Here is a 13,828-nt window from a genome sequence, read left to right as displayed (position 1 = left end):
CGCAGCGATATCCTCAAAACCCTTCTCAAGCCCCTTGCGGCGGGGTGATGTAGCCGGGCTCCTCAGCCGCAAGCGTTCCCTTCAGCACCGTCGTTCCCCGGTCGGCCATCACCTCGCTCTTGCCGGCGGCGAGGGCGTCGTAGGTCTGGCGCACCACGTCCTCGGGGCTCGCCTTCGGCACGTCAATGCCGTTGGTCAGGTCGGTGTCCACGAACCCGACATGCAGGCCGAGAACCTGAACGCCGCGTTCGCGCAGGTGAAAGCGAAGCTGGTTGGTGTAGCTCCAGGCCGCCGCCTTTGACGCGGCATAGGGCGTCAAGATCGGCCGCGGCAGCCACACGATGTCTGAGAGCACGTTGACGATGGCGGCGTTCGGCTTCGTCGACAGGATCGGTTCGAAGGCCTGCGTGACGCGCACGACGCCATAATAGTTGGTATCGAACATGCGGGCGGATTGCGCCGCGACGTCGGTCGACAGCGGCCCGTCGATCAGAGCAGCGATTCCCGCGTTGTTGATCAGTACCGTCGTATCGGCCGCCAATTTGGCGGCAGCCGAGACCGAGGTCGGATCGGTGACGTCGATCTTGACGGGGATAATGCCGGGCTCGTTGAAGCCGTCCGTCTTGCGCATGCCCGCATAGACTTTCGCGGCACCGCGGCGACGTGCCTCGCGTGCAAAGGCCAGGCCCAGGCCGCGATTGGCTCCTGTGATGAAGACGGTTGCGTTCTTGATATCCATGACGGTCTACCTTTCCGATTTTGCCAGAGGCCGTTCGCGCTGCTGGCTCGTTTTAAGTTCAGATAAAGAGGGTTTCCGGCAGCCGCTCCGACAGCCGCTCGCGCAGGCCCGCGGCAAGGGACAGCACTGCGCCAAGCGGACTCATCCGCACACTGACGCGCGGTACCGATCCGTCGGGATTGTGCTCGACGATCACGGCTGCGCTCAGTTTCTCTCCACTGGTCAGCGTGGCTTCGTATTCGAGAACGAGCCGCGAGCCGACATCCTGCACGAAGGTCGGCGTTTGCGACGCGTAGAAGGTGCCGACGGCATCGACGACGCATCGGATGGCGTCGCGTCCCGTGACGGGACCGCGCAGGACGGAGCTGACCAGCTGCGCGTCAGCGGTCAGATCGTCCAGAAACGGATGGCGCTCGGTTTGGGGATGGGACATTTCTCAAACTCACGCTGGCTTTGATCATGTTCAGGCGAACACCGCGCGGTTCTGCGCGATAAATTGCCGGACCGAGAGCGGTGGCGTTCCCGTGATCTTCTCGACGGCATCGTTGGTGCCCGAGAAAATGCCGTCGCGATAATTCTGGGCGACTTCGACCAGGTGCTGCACCAGGAACGGAGGAAACTTGTAGAGCTTCTCCATTTTCTCCTTGAACACCGCGATCGAGGTCGGCGCGTAGTCGATCCGGGCGCCGAGCACTTCGCTCATCTCGGCGGCGATTTCGGTGTGGTCCATCTCCACCGGTCCGTGCAGCGGATAGATCTTGCCTTCATGGCCTTGCGGCTTGGCCAGGAGGTGGGCAATGACACGCCCCTGATCGTCGCTGGCGATCGGCGCGTGGCGGCCGTTCTCAAACGGAAATTCGATCTTCTTTTTCGCCCAGATCTCTTTTCCGAAATGCGGGTACACCAGCCAATCGGCAAAGAACGTCGGGCGAAGATGCGTGGTCGCAACGCCTGACCAGTCGAACACGCGTTCAGAAACCCAGTGATCCTGCGCCGCATGGCTCGTCGATTCCCGGCGCGCCGAAATCTGCGACATGTTGACGATCGCGCTGACGCCGGCCTCTCGCGCTGCCTGGGCGAAATAGGCGGCCGCGCTGATGATTCCGGGTGCGATCGGATGGAGGAAATAGGCGGATTGGATGCCCTCCATGGCCGTGCGAATAGCGTCGATGTCCGTGAAATCGCCGACGGAGATGTCGACGCCGCGCTGCCGCAACGCTGCCGCGCGCTCACCATCCGAGCGCACATAGGCGCGCACCCTCTTGCCCATTTTGAGCAGTTCGTCGACGGCCGCACCCCCGGTCCGCCCGGTCGCACCGCTGACCAGAATGGTTGCTTCGCTCATGACGACCCTCCTTGTTCATGTAAGAGCATATGCTCTTATATGGAGAACAATAGGTGCATATGCTCCTAAGTCAAGTCGCTTGTTTCGACAGCGGGCGTGGGACCGTTCACATCGCCGTGTGGTCCACAGGCGGGGCCGACTCAATAACGGCCCTGCCGGGAGAGCCGTCAGATGTCGGAATTGGTGGGGCATGACGCGCCGCGCAGCCTTTATGCGCGCGACACAGGCGACTTTGCGCTATCTCGACCGAGTACTGCCGCGACCCGTCAAGTTGCCGTGCCGAACACCGGCAACCGGCTCCTTTGCATGGGGTTGTTTTCGATATTTTGGCAGTGCCCCTTCAAACCAGGTTCAGGTCCTTCGGCTTGATGCCGGTGAAGATACGTTCGAGGCTGGCCTGCTGCAGGCCGTAGACGTGCTGGATCAGGCCGGCGAAGAACGCCTTGTAGTCGGTCAGAACCGGATAGTCGCGGTTCTGGAACAGCGTCGCCTGCGCGACCTGGACCTGCTCGCCGGCCATGCGTCCGCCGTTGATGCCGCCGCCCATCACCCAGTAGACGCTGCCATGGCCGTGATCGGTGCCGCGGTCGCCGTTCTCACGGAAGGTGCGGCCGAATTCGGAGATCACGACCACGACGGTGTCGCGCCACATCGCTGGGCCGATTTCCTCGGAGAAGCCGGCGAGCTGCCCAGTTCGCCGAGACGGTCGGCGAGATAGCCGGTCGCCGCGCCCTGGTTGACGTGGGTGTCCCAGCCGCCGACATCGACAAAGCCGAGGTTGAACTGCTCGCGCATCAGCCGGCCGATCCGCCGCGCCGACAGCTCGAAGCCGCGCGGCGACACGGCGCCGCGGTTGGCCGCCATCATCTCCTCGGACACCGATTTGTAGACGTCGTCGCGGACCCGAAAGCCTTCCGACACCGAATTGGCGAGGTCGCCTTTCGCGTACATCTCCCGGATCAGCCGCGCCTGCCGGTCGTCGACGCCGGGTTTGCTGACGCTGGCGATGCCGATGTTCGGGATCTGGCTCTGGCCGCGGAAGATCAGCGGTAATTGGTCGGTGAAGGAGATCGGCTTCACCCGCGTCAGCTCGCTCGCCAGCCGGCTCATGAAGCCGGAGCGGTAGTCGCGGCTGCCGCCGACCGCCTGCCCGAGCTCGATCGTGTCCTGGGTCTCGAAATGGCTGCGCGAGAGGTCGTCGCTGGTGCCGGCAAAGGGAACGAAGGCGATCTCGCGCCTGGCCCACAGCGGATAGATCGAATCGCGCAGTGCCGGATGCAGCCCCCATCCGGCGTCGAGTGCCAGCGCCGCATTCGGATTGCCGGCGTCGGGCCGGGCGACCGCAAGCGTCGGGCGCGAGGCGTAGTAGAATTCGCTGCCGACGGGCACGACCACATTGGCGGCGTCGTAGGCACCGCGCAGAAACACCACAAGCATGCGCGCGTCGGTCGCGGGCGCGGCCCAGACCCGGCCGGCAAGGGTGAGCGACGTGGAAGCGGCGAAGGCCTTGATCAGTTCGCGGCGGTTCATTGCCGAACCTCCCTTTCAGTGCATGAACTCGGGTGACGACAGAAACAGCGTGTTCCAGTCCTGCGGCGAGACGGCCTGGTCGAGCGCGGCGAGCGTGGTCGGGCTCAGCGTCTGCTTGATGTTGCTGAAATAGAGCCCGTTCATGACCAGCGGAAACGCCGGCTGGTCGACGGCGTTGGGCTCGTTCGGCTTGAACAGCCCGGCCGATCCCGAGCCGATCGCGCGCGCGATCTCGAAACGCAGCATCATCTGCCCAGGACCGTTCCAGGCCGCCGACAGCATCGAATAGCCGTCGGGCGTCTCGTGATTGAACAGGCCCTCGGACAGGCGGTTGAGCCAACTCTGGATCGGCAGCGTATTGAGGACGACCTTGGTATCGTAGGCGAGCCGCACCGACGACGTCACGTAGAGCATCGGGTCCTTGAACTTGGCGCCGCCCTTCAGGCTCGCGGCGAATTCCGGCGCGTGAACCAGCGTCGACATCACGGCCGCGATATCGCCGTCGGTCTTCTGGAAGGTCTGCGCCATCTGCTGCACCAGCGCGGGCGGCGGATTGTCCGACACGAAATAGGTCGCAAGCTGCTTTGCGATGTGCGTCGCGGTCGCGGGATGACGGCACAGGATATCGAGGGCTTCATCGACCTCGGCGAGACCGCGGCCCTTGATCTGATGGCCGAGGAAGGTCTTGTCGCCGAAATCGTGGCGCGCCGGATTGAACTCGAAGGCGCCCTCGCGGACCAGCTGGGATTGCTGCTCGGGCTTCAGCTTCGGATCCTCGGACTTGAAGTCGATGCCGACGCCGGTGAGGATCCGCGCCAGCGCCTCGACATCGGCCTGGGTGTAGCCGGAGCCGACGCCCATGGTGTGCAGCTCCATGATCTCACGGGCGTAGTTCTCGTTGAGGTGGCCGGCCGCGTTGTCGGCATTGTCGAGATAGCGCAGCATCACGGGATGATGCAGCGTTGCCGAGAGCAGGTTGCGGAACTTGCCGAGCGCATTGGCGCGGATCGCGCGATCCTCGTAGTCGCCGACCAGCACGCGGATGTTGGCCTTGTACTGGTGGACATTGAAGTGGTTGAACCAGAACCAGGTCAGGCGCTCGCGCAATTGATCCGGCGCATAGAGCGCGTGCAGGATGGTGCGGGCCGCGGCCTGCCTGGCGCGGTCGTTCATGGCCTGCTGATAGACCTGTTGCGCCGCCTTGCGCTGCTCCGGATCGGCGACCTGGTTGGCGGATTTGCCCTGCTGGTCGAACGAGGCCGCAATGTCGAACGGGAAGCGATGCACGTCCGGCATCGCCTCGATCTGCTTCTGGACGGCGGCCGGCAATGCGGCGTTGGCCGGATGCAGTTGCTCCTGCAGCCAGCGTTCGGTGCCGATCTCGCGCAGATGCGCCGCGCTCGAGGCGCTGACGCCCCAGGTCAGGCGGTCGAGCAGCGCGATGTCCTGCGCCGCGAGTTCGGCCGCCCGCGCCGGCTGGTGGCACATCACCAGCCCGGCGATCGTCCCGATCATCAGTTTCGCGGCTGTCCGCGCTCCGAGTGTGGCCGTGATGCTCATGAAGGCTGATGACCTGCCCGGCTCATGGTGTCGTGCCCTCAGTGTTTGCATTTGCCGGGAGGGCATGCCGGCGCGGCGCGGGGTGCTGCTGCGGGCCTTGGCGGCGGTGCCGACCGCGGCGGCGGCGGTGCTGCGCGTTGCGCCTGCACAGCCGGCCGTGGTGGCGGCGGCGCGGCACGCGGAGCCGGTGCCGGATGCGGCGCAACGGCTGCGGCGCGCGGCGGCGGAGGAGCCGCGCGGGCCGGCGCTGCGGCCCGGGCCGGTGCAGGCCGGGAGACCGGTGCCGGCGACACCGCGGCATGTGCCGGCGCCGAACGCGCCGCCGGCGTCTGCCGTGCTGGCGGCGTGCGGTTCGCCGGCGACGGCGCCGTTGCGGGCTTCACGTTTGCGGTCGGTGCGGTCGCCGCATGCGTCAGCGGTTCCTGCCTCCCGGGCTTGCCGGCGGTCGCGGGCGAGGCCGGCGCGTTGGCCACCGGGGCAGCGCCAGGCTTGGTCGGCGGAGCCGGCTGCGCATTGGCAGGCGCCATGGCTGTCGCGGGCTTGCCTGGTGTCACCGCGTTCGGCTTTGCCCCGGGCTGCGCGGCACCAGGCTGCGTGCCGCCCGGCTGAACGGTGCCCGGCTGCACGGCGCCATGCTGCTGCGTCGGGTTGGCCGGCGCGGTCGCCGACTGCGGCAGCGGCGGTCCATTCTTGGCGCCCGGCAAAGTGTGCGCACCCGGCGCACCCATGGCGTTCGGCGCGGCGGCCGCATTCGGCGCAGCGCCCGGCGCTCCCATCGCCGCACCCTGCGCTGGCGTCGCGCCTTGCGGAGCGGCGGGCCTCGTCAGATTGGCGCGCTGCATCGCCGCGGCCGGCAGTTGCGGCGCCGCCGTGACCGGTGCGCCGCCCATTGCCGCCGTCACCCCGGCCGCATGGAGCTGCGCCGGCGTCGGGTTGGGATTGTTGATCACCGTGTTGATCACTGTCGTGTTGTGGATGTTGTTGAACACGATGTTGTTCTGCGGCGGCACGACATAGGCCGGTGCGGCGACATAGGCCGGCATCGCCACGAAGAACGGCGTCGGCAGCACGAACAGTCCGATCGGCGGCGGCGGCGGCGGCAGCACGACGAAGTCGGGCGGCGGCGGCGGCAGGAAGAACACCGGCGGCGGCGGGGGCGGCGCGAAGTCGAATACCGGATCGCTGTAGTAGAGCACCGGACGGTCGACATAGACGATCTCGTCGGGCGGCGGCGGCGGCACGTCGTAGTCGAGCGCCGTGAACTGCGGCGGCGGCTCCAGCGCGGCCGACAGATAGGCGAGCCGGCGCCGGGCGTCATATGCATGCGGGCCGCGCGGATAACGCCGCAGATACGACCAATACGCATCGGGCGTGTCGGCGTTGTAAGTGCGCCGCCAGGTGATGGCTTCGCGCCGCGCCGCCACGATCGCGCGCACCCGCCTGGCCAGTGGATCGGTCGGATAGGCCTGCAGATAATCCTCGTAGCCCTGCAGCGTGTCGCGCTCCAGCGCGGCGGCATAGGCGTCGTGCGCCGGGAAATCGCGGATCGGCTTGGTGCGCAGTCCGGAATCGACCTGCTGCGGCGGTGCATCCGGCTTGCGCTCGAAGAACATGAACGGCGCGTCGACCTTCTGGGCATTCCACGGGATCTCGGCGCCCTTGGTCATCTCGTTGACGCGCAGGCGAACGCGGTCGAATACCTCGGGCAAGGTCAGGCCGCCGGCGCGGATCATTTCCGCCAACGCCTGCGCGTAGGGCCCGTAAGGCGGCGCACCGTCTGGAGCGACGGTGCCGGGCGCCGAATTGAACGCGATCAAGAGCTTCGGATCGGGGTCGACCAGCGCAAGGCCGCCGGCCAGCGGCTGGCCGTCCTTGGCGAAGGGATTGCTGCGCGCCGCATCGAGCACGATGACGCCGGCCTTGATCGGCAATGCCGAGAGTTGATGGCTGTAATCGGAGATGCGAATCGCCTCGACCGGGATGTCGGTGTCGCGGGCGATCTTGGCGTCGACCGGCACGAAGTAGTTCTCGCCGGTGAGCTGCACGCCGTAGCCGGCGAGATAGACGAAGGCCACGGCATTGGGCCCCGCGTCCTGCACCTTCTGGATGAAATCGCGGAACGACTTGCGCAGCGTCTCGCCGTCGAGATCGCGCGCTCCGACCACGTCGAAGCCGGCGGCCTGCAATGTCTGCGCGATCAGGCCAGCGTCGTTTGCGGCAGTCTGCAACGCGCCGGCCTGATAGGCGCCGTTGCCGACCACGAGCGCGAGACGTTTCTCCTGATCCTGCGCATGGACGGGAAGCGACGAGAGCGACACCAGACCGACGATCAATGCCCACAGAATGCGCGTCATAGTGGTCGTCCCTTTTCTTCTCGAGAGTTGGCGTTACGGATGGAAAGGCTACTTCCGTGAATGCGCGCTGAACAGGATTGCGGCAATTGTGGCAATCCTTGGTCTGCACGGTCGCGGGCACCCCGGAATCGGCTTCCCGGGGGCGCGCGATCAGGCGATATTACGCGGATAAAACAGGCAAAAAAGGAGCACTCGATGCCAATCGCCGGACAAGGCATGCTGCTGACCTCGATGGATATCGACAGCTTACACGAAGCTGAATTCAACCGCTGGTACGACCGCGAGCATCTCGAAGAACGGGTCGCGATCGACGGATTCCTGGAGGCCCGCCGCTACGTCGCCCATGACGGCAGGCCGAAATATCTCAGCCTCTACTCGACCGCGACCTTCGAGGTGCTCGAGAGCCCCGCCTACCGCAAGGCGCTCGCCAACCAGACCGACTGGTCGAAGGCCAACATCGCGCGCTTCCGGAACATGATCCGCGGGGTCGCGCGCATCACGGTCAGCCGCGGCGTCGGCCGAGGCGCAGCCCTCGGCATCATCCGCCTGCGCCCGCCGGCCGAAGGGGCAGACAGACTCCGCGCTGCATTGCGGGAGCAACTCGATCCGGCCGCGCGCGACGGCATCATCTCGATGCACCTGTTGGAGAACGACCCTGACCTGTCGAAGCCGCTGACGCCGGACGCCGACAAAGCCGATCCCGGTGCCGGCGACTGGTTCGTGCTGATCGACGCCACAGATGTCGGCGCGGTCCCCGCAGCCGCGGCAGGCATCACCGGCAATGCAGCCTTGAAGCCGCTGGTGGTCACCAGCGGCGTCTACCGGCTGTTGTGGGATGTCGCGAAGAGCGATCTTCCGCGCGACTGAAGCGTGGTCCGAAAAAGTGCGAAGCGGTTTTGCCTCGCGACCAACGCGCAGCGCTTGCGCGGAGATCATGCTCGAACAAGCGTGGATCGCGATGTAGATCATGCTGCACCGCCACATAACGCAAACGAGATTAACGCTGGGCGCGCATCAGCCGCGCGAAAGCTGATGATCGGACAATTTAGCCTTTGCCTTCTCTGGAACGGCTCTAATAAGATAAGCCTATGATCCAATTCAAAAACCAGAACAACGCCATGTGAGCGTTCGTCGTCAACGATAAGGCCGCGCGGTCAGGCATTTTCGCGCGGGTCAAAGGTAGGAATGAAACCGACTGATATCTCGGCGCCGGATTACTTTCATAAAGTAGTCGATTGCCAATGGGCTTGCCCCGCACACACCCCCGTTCCCGAGTACATCCGGTTGATTGCTGAGGGGCGTTACAGCGACGCCTACATGATCAATTGGAAATCCAACGTGTTTCCCGGAATTCTCGGGCGCACCTGTGACCGTCCATGCGAGCCGGCGTGCCGCCGCGGGCGGGTCGAAGACACTCCGGTCGCGATCTGCCGCCTGAAGCGCGTCGCCGCCGACTTCAAGGACGACATCAAGCACCGGCTGCCGAAGCCGGGGCCGAAGAACGGCAAGCGCATCGCGCTGGTCGGCGGCGGCCCCGCCTCGCTGACCGTGGCGCGCGATCTCGTCCCACTCGGCTATCACTGCACCGTGTTCGACGGCGATCCCAAGGCCGGCGGCATGATGCGCAGCCAGATTCCAAAATTCCGGCTGCCCGACAACGTGATCGACGAGGAGACCGACTACATCCTCAACCTCGGCGTCGAGTTCAAGGGCGGCCAGCGCGTCGACAGCCTGAAGCAGCTGCTCTCCGAGAATTACGACGCGATCTTTGTCGGAAGCGGCGCGCCGCGCGGCCGCGAGCTCGACATTCCCGGCCGCAAGGAGGCCGCCGCCAACATCCATATCGGCATCGAGTGGCTGGCCAACGTGTCGTTCGGCCACGTCGAAAAGATCGGCCGCCGCGTCATCGTGCTCGGCGGCGGCAACACCGCGATGGATTGCTGCCGCACCGCGCGCCGCCTCGGCGGCGAGAGCGTCAAGGTGATCGTCCGCTCCGGCTTCGAGGAAATGAAGGCCTCGCCGTGGGAGAAGGAGGACGCGCTTCACGAGGACATCCCGATCCTCAACTACATGGTGCCGGTGGCATTCAAGCATGTGGCCGGCAAGCTGATTGGCGTCACCTTCCAGAAGGTGAAGGCGGAATACGACGACAAGGGCCGGCGCAATCTGGTGCCCTCGGGCGAGCCGGACGAGACCGTGTCCTGCGACGATGTGCTCGTTGCGGTCGGCCAGGAGAATGCGTTCCCCTGGATCGAAGCCGATTGCGGCATCGAATTCGACAAGTGGCACATGCCGAAGGTCGATCCCAAGACGTTCGTCTCGACCAATCCGAAGGTGTTCTTCGGCGGCGATGCGGCGTTCGGGCCGAAGAACATCATCTGGGCGGTGGCGCACGGGCATGATGCCGCGCTGTCGATTCACCGGATGCTGTCCGGCGAGGACATCAACGAGCGTCCGCTGCCCGAGGTGCAGATCTCCTCGCAGAAGATGGGCATCCACGAGTGGAGCTACGACAACGACATCTCCGCCGACAAGCGCTTCAAGGTGCCGCACCGCGACAAGGTGATCGCGCTGAAGGACATCCGCGCCGAAGTCGAGCTCGGTTACGACCTCAAGCTCGCGCTCGGCGAGGCGCAGCGCTGCCTGAATTGCGACGTGCAGACGGTATTCTCCACGCCGCTCTGCATCGAATGCGACGCCTGCGTCGACATCTGCCCGATGGACTGCATCACCTTCACCGAGAACGGTGAGGAGACTGACTTGCGGCAGCGCCTGAAAGCGCCCTCGCCGCATCACGACCAGGCGCTCTACGTCTCCGGCGACCTGAAGACCGGTCGCGTCATGGTGAAAGACGAAGACGTCTGCCTGCATTGCGGGCTGTGTGCCGAGCGCTGTCCGACCGGCGCCTGGGACATGCAGAAGTACCTCATCGATATGGTTCAAGCGGGATCAACATGTCAGTCCAAAGCCCGATCAGCAGCGTAAACGACTTCGTCGTCCGCTTCGCCAACGTCAACGGTTCGGGCTCGGCCTCCGCCAACGAACTGTTCGCGCGCTCGATTCTGCGCCACGGCGTGCCGGTGTCGCCGCGCAACATCTTCCCCTCCAACATCCAGGGCCTGCCCACCTGGTATGAAGTGCGCGTCACCGAGGACGGCCATCTCGGCGCCCGCGGCGGCGTCGACATGATGGTGGCGATGAACCCGCAGACATGGGACAAGGACGTCGCCTCGATCGAGCCCGGCGGCTACCTGTTCTACGATTCGACCAAGCCGATGCCGACGTCGAAGTTCCGCGAGGACATCACGGTGATCGGCGTGCCGCTGACCGCGATCACCAACTCGACCTACACCGATCCCAGGCAGCGCCAGCTGTTCAAGAACATCATCTATCTCGGCGCACTCTGCGCGCTGCTCGACCTCGATCCCAAGCTGGTCGAACAGCTGATCGGCGAGCAGTACAAGGGCAAGGAGAAGCTGCTCTCCTCCAACGTCCATGCGCTGCATCTCGGCCGCGACTGGGCGCTGCAGAACCTGAAATGCCCGATCGGGCTCCGGGTGAAGAAGTCGGACAAGGTCGGCGACCGCATCTTCGTCGAAGGCAACAGCGCCGCCGCTCTCGGCGCCGTCTATGGCGGCGCCACCGTGTGCGCCTGGTATCCGATCACGCCGTCGTCGTCGGTGGCGGAAGCCTTCACCAGCCACTGCAAGAAGTACCGCCACGATCCCGAGACCGGCAAGGCGAAATACGCCATCGTGCAGGGCGAGGACGAGCTCGCCTCGATCGGCATCGTGATCGGCGCGTCCTGGAACGGCGCGCGGGCCTTCACCGCGACCTCGGGTCCGGGCATCTCGCTGATGACCGAGTTCATCGGCCTGTCCTACTTCGCCGAGATCCCGGCCGTGATCATGAACATCCAGCGCGCCGGCCCCTCGACGGGCATGCCGACCCGCACCCAGCAATGCGACGTGATCGCCTGCGCCTATGCCTCGCACGGCGACACCAAACACGTGCTGCTGTTCCCGGAAGATCCGGCGGAGGCGTTCGAATTCGCCGCCGCCGCCTTCGATCTCGCCGAGCGGCTGCAGACCACGATCTTCCTGATGCTCGATCTCGACATCGGCATGAACCACCGGCTGTGCCGCCCGCTGAAGTGGGACGACGCCAAGCAATACGACCGCGGCAAGGTGATGACGGCGGAGATGCTGGAGGAAGGCCGCGACTTCGGCCGCTATCTCGACGTCGACGGCGACGGCATCCCCTATCGCACCTATCCCGGCACGCATCCGACCAAGGGCTCCTACTTCACCCGCGGCACCTCGCGCGACCGCTACGCGCGCTATTCCGAGGAAGGCGCTGTTTACGCCGACAACATGCAGCGCCTGGTGCGCAAGTTCGAGACCGCGCAGGACATGGTGCCGCGGCCGCTGCAGGCCAATGCGGCGAAGCCGACCAAGTACGGCGTGCTCTATTTCGGCTCGACCTCGCCCGCGATGGACGAGGCGATCGGAATCCTGGAGGCCCGCGGCCATCAGCTCGACCGCATGCGCATCCGCGCCTTCCCGTTCCACTCCAGCGTCGCGAGCTTCATCGCCGATCACGACTTCGTCTATGTGGTCGAGCAGAACCGCGACGCGCAACTCCGTCAGCTGATCGTCAACGAGAACGGCATCGACCCGGTGCGGCTGGTGCCGATCCTGCACTATGACGGCACGCCGATCACCGCGCGCTTCATCGCCAACGCGATCGGCGACCACCAGGATCATCTCAAGGTGACCCCTCTCCGCAAGGCCGTGACATGACCTACATTGCAAAGCCGAAGTTTCATCATCCCGGCCTGAAGAAGAACGAGCTGGGCTATACCCATCGCGACTACGAGGGGAAGATCTCGACCCTGTGCGCCGGCTGCGGCCACGATTCGATCACCGCCTCGATCATCGAGGCCTGCTACGAGCTCTCGATCGAGCCGCACCGGGTGGCGAAGATTTCCGGCATCGGCTGCTCCTCGAAGACCCCGGACTATTTCCTCGGCAATTCGCACGGCTTCAACTCGGTGCACGGCCGCATGCCGTCGGTGCTGACCGGCGCCAACCTCGCCAACCGCGACCTGATCTATCTCGGCGTCTCCGGCGACGGCGATTCCGCCTCGATCGGCTTCGGCCAGTTCGCGCATTCGATCCGGCGCGCCGTCAACATGACCTACATCGTCGAGAACAACGGCGTGTACGGCCTGACCAAGGGCCAGTTCTCGGCGACCGCCGACCGCGGCTCGAAGTCCAAGAAGGGCGTCACCAACACCGACAATGCGATTGACCTGGTCGCGATCGCGCTGCAACTCGGCGCCACCTTCGTGGCGCGCAGCTTCTCCGGCGACAAGGCCCAGCTGGTGCCGCTGATCGCCGCCGCGATCCGGCACAAGGGGGCGTCCTTCATCGACGTGATCAGCCCCTGCATCGCCTTCAACAACCACGCCGGCTCGACCAAGAGCTTCGACTATGTCCGTGAGCACAATGATGCGGTGAATCGTCTCGACGTGCTGGTCGGCCGCGATCCTATCAGCGTCGACTATGCGCCCGGCACCGTGCAGGTGGTCGAGCAGCATGACGGCACGCGGCTCGCGCTGCGCAAGCTCGACGCCGACTACGATCCGCACGATCGGCTCGGCGCACAGACCTTCCTGCAGAAGCACGCGGCCAAGGGCCAGATCGTCACCGGGCTCCTTTACGTCGATCCGGATGCCGAGGACCTGCACACTCATCTCGACACCGTCGAGACGCCGCTCAACACGCTGGACGAACAGGCGCTGTGCCCCGGCTCAGCCGTGCTGGACAAGATCAACGCCAGCCTGCGCTGAGCACACATTCTCGCCGTCACAATGGCGTGAAGGACGTGCAACAAACTCGGTGTCGTCCCTGCCTGGTGCGCAATTGCGCACGGGAGCAGGGACCCATAACCACCGATGCAGATTGTCAAGCCATGCTGGAACGACGAGTCCCGTTCACATCAGAAGCCGCGGCGTATGGGTCCCTGCTTTCGCAGGGACGACAGCGGAGTTGGTGACGGCTATTTGTCGTTCAGCGCCGCAGGATGGGCGAAGGAATGCAGCGACGTGCCCACCTTCACGCGCCCTGCTCGCAATGGTGGACTGTGTGTCGTCCCTTCGAAAGCAGGGGGATGGAGTCACGTTTGAAGTGCAACGATTGATTTGAGCTTGGAGAATGCCTCGGCGGGTGTCTTGAAGTCCAGGCATTTGCGTGGGGTATCGTTGAGGCGCTGAGCGAGCCGCCTGAGGGCGGCTGC

General features: G+C 65.2%; 9 protein-coding genes and 2 pseudogenes. 4 read left to right on the top strand and 7 right to left on the bottom strand.

All coding sequences use genetic code 11. The features are described from left to right. Positions 1–25 precede the first annotated feature (25 nt). From AC066Y_RS05565 to AC066Y_RS05540, 6 genes and pseudogenes are all read right to left on the bottom strand, one after another. Entirely contained in the window at positions 26–739 is a 714-nt protein-coding gene (locus tag AC066Y_RS05565) for an SDR family oxidoreductase (RefSeq protein WP_478273001.1), read from the bottom strand. 58 nt (positions 740–797) lie between these two features. Beyond that, positions 798–1,172 (bottom strand): hypothetical protein, encoded by a 375-nt coding sequence (locus AC066Y_RS05560; RefSeq protein WP_478273000.1) that lies wholly within the window; start codon positions 1,170–1,172, stop codon positions 798–800. Between the two features lie 30 nt (positions 1,173–1,202). Further along, a complete protein-coding gene (locus tag AC066Y_RS05555; protein WP_478272999.1) occupies positions 1,203–2,084 on the bottom strand; it encodes an NmrA family NAD(P)-binding protein in 882 nt (293 codons plus the stop codon). Positions 2,085–2,424: 340 nt separating this feature from the next. Next, positions 2,425–3,614 (bottom strand): annotated as a pseudogene (locus AC066Y_RS05550) (DUF1501 domain-containing protein). 15 nt (positions 3,615–3,629) lie between these two features. Next, a complete protein-coding gene (locus AC066Y_RS05545; RefSeq protein ID WP_478272998.1) occupies positions 3,630–5,174 on the bottom strand; it encodes a DUF1800 domain-containing protein in 1,545 nt (514 codons plus the stop codon). A 38-nt stretch (positions 5,175–5,212) separates the two neighbouring features. After that, positions 5,213–7,528, bottom strand: a complete 2,316-nt coding sequence (locus AC066Y_RS05540; protein ID WP_478272997.1) for a caspase family protein — start codon at positions 7,526–7,528, stop codon at positions 5,213–5,215. A 195-nt stretch (positions 7,529–7,723) separates the two neighbouring features. Here AC066Y_RS05540 and AC066Y_RS05535 point away from each other — a divergent pair, with 195 nt between their 5' ends. The 4 genes from AC066Y_RS05535 to AC066Y_RS05520 all read left to right on the top strand — a co-directional run bounded on the left by AC066Y_RS05535 (position 7,724) and on the right by AC066Y_RS05520 (position 13,382). Continuing rightward, entirely contained in the window at positions 7,724–8,395 is a 672-nt protein-coding gene (locus AC066Y_RS05535; RefSeq protein ID WP_478272996.1) for a hypothetical protein, read from the top strand. Between the two features lie 318 nt (positions 8,396–8,713). Beyond that, a complete protein-coding gene (locus AC066Y_RS05530) occupies positions 8,714–10,513 on the top strand; it encodes an FAD-dependent oxidoreductase (RefSeq protein ID WP_478272995.1) in 1,800 nt (599 codons plus the stop codon). Beyond that, positions 10,483–12,330 carry a 2-oxoacid:acceptor oxidoreductase subunit alpha gene (locus tag AC066Y_RS05525; protein WP_478272994.1) on the top strand — a complete coding sequence of 616 codons (1,848 nt, stop codon included), beginning with the start codon at positions 10,483–10,485 and terminating at the stop codon, positions 12,328–12,330. The genes AC066Y_RS05530 and AC066Y_RS05525 overlap by 31 nt, the downstream gene beginning before the upstream one ends. Further along, positions 12,327–13,382 carry a 2-oxoacid:ferredoxin oxidoreductase subunit beta gene (locus AC066Y_RS05520; protein ID WP_478272993.1) on the top strand — a complete coding sequence of 352 codons (1,056 nt, stop codon included), beginning with the start codon at positions 12,327–12,329 and terminating at the stop codon, positions 13,380–13,382. Before AC066Y_RS05525 ends, AC066Y_RS05520 begins: the two co-directional genes overlap by 4 nt. 326 nt (positions 13,383–13,708) lie before the next feature. Here the strand turns inward: AC066Y_RS05520 and AC066Y_RS05515 are convergent. Continuing rightward, a pseudogene (locus AC066Y_RS05515) lies at positions 13,709–13,828 on the bottom strand (IS30 family transposase); the annotation flags it as partial.

It is taken from the genome of Bradyrhizobium sp. USDA3010 (assembly GCF_056429065.1).
The sequence above is the reverse complement of the archived record's forward strand: the minus strand, read 5'-3'. Positions and strand labels throughout refer to the sequence as shown.

What these genes read in the sequence shown, in the direction of transcription:
- AC066Y_RS05565 (WP_478273001.1), bottom strand. Translation starts at nt 739, where the DNA reads ATGGATATCAAGAACGCAACCGTCTTCATCACAGGAGCCAATCGCGGC.
- AC066Y_RS05560 (WP_478273000.1), bottom strand. Translation starts at nt 1,172, where the DNA reads ATGTCCCATCCCCAAACCGAGCGCCATCCGTTTCTGGACGATCTGACC.
- AC066Y_RS05555 (WP_478272999.1), bottom strand. Translation starts at nt 2,084, where the DNA reads ATGAGCGAAGCAACCATTCTGGTCAGCGGTGCGACCGGGCGGACCGGG.
- AC066Y_RS05545 (WP_478272998.1), bottom strand. Translation starts at nt 5,174, where the DNA reads ATGAGCATCACGGCCACACTCGGAGCGCGGACAGCCGCGAAACTGATG.
- AC066Y_RS05540 (WP_478272997.1), bottom strand. Translation starts at nt 7,528, where the DNA reads ATGACGCGCATTCTGTGGGCATTGATCGTCGGTCTGGTGTCGCTCTCG.
- AC066Y_RS05535 (WP_478272996.1), top strand. Translation starts at nt 7,724, where the DNA reads ATGCCAATCGCCGGACAAGGCATGCTGCTGACCTCGATGGATATCGAC.
- AC066Y_RS05530 (WP_478272995.1), top strand. Translation starts at nt 8,714, where the DNA reads ATGAAACCGACTGATATCTCGGCGCCGGATTACTTTCATAAAGTAGTC.
- AC066Y_RS05525 (WP_478272994.1), top strand. Translation starts at nt 10,483, where the DNA reads ATGTCAGTCCAAAGCCCGATCAGCAGCGTAAACGACTTCGTCGTCCGC.
- AC066Y_RS05520 (WP_478272993.1), top strand. Translation starts at nt 12,327, where the DNA reads ATGACCTACATTGCAAAGCCGAAGTTTCATCATCCCGGCCTGAAGAAG.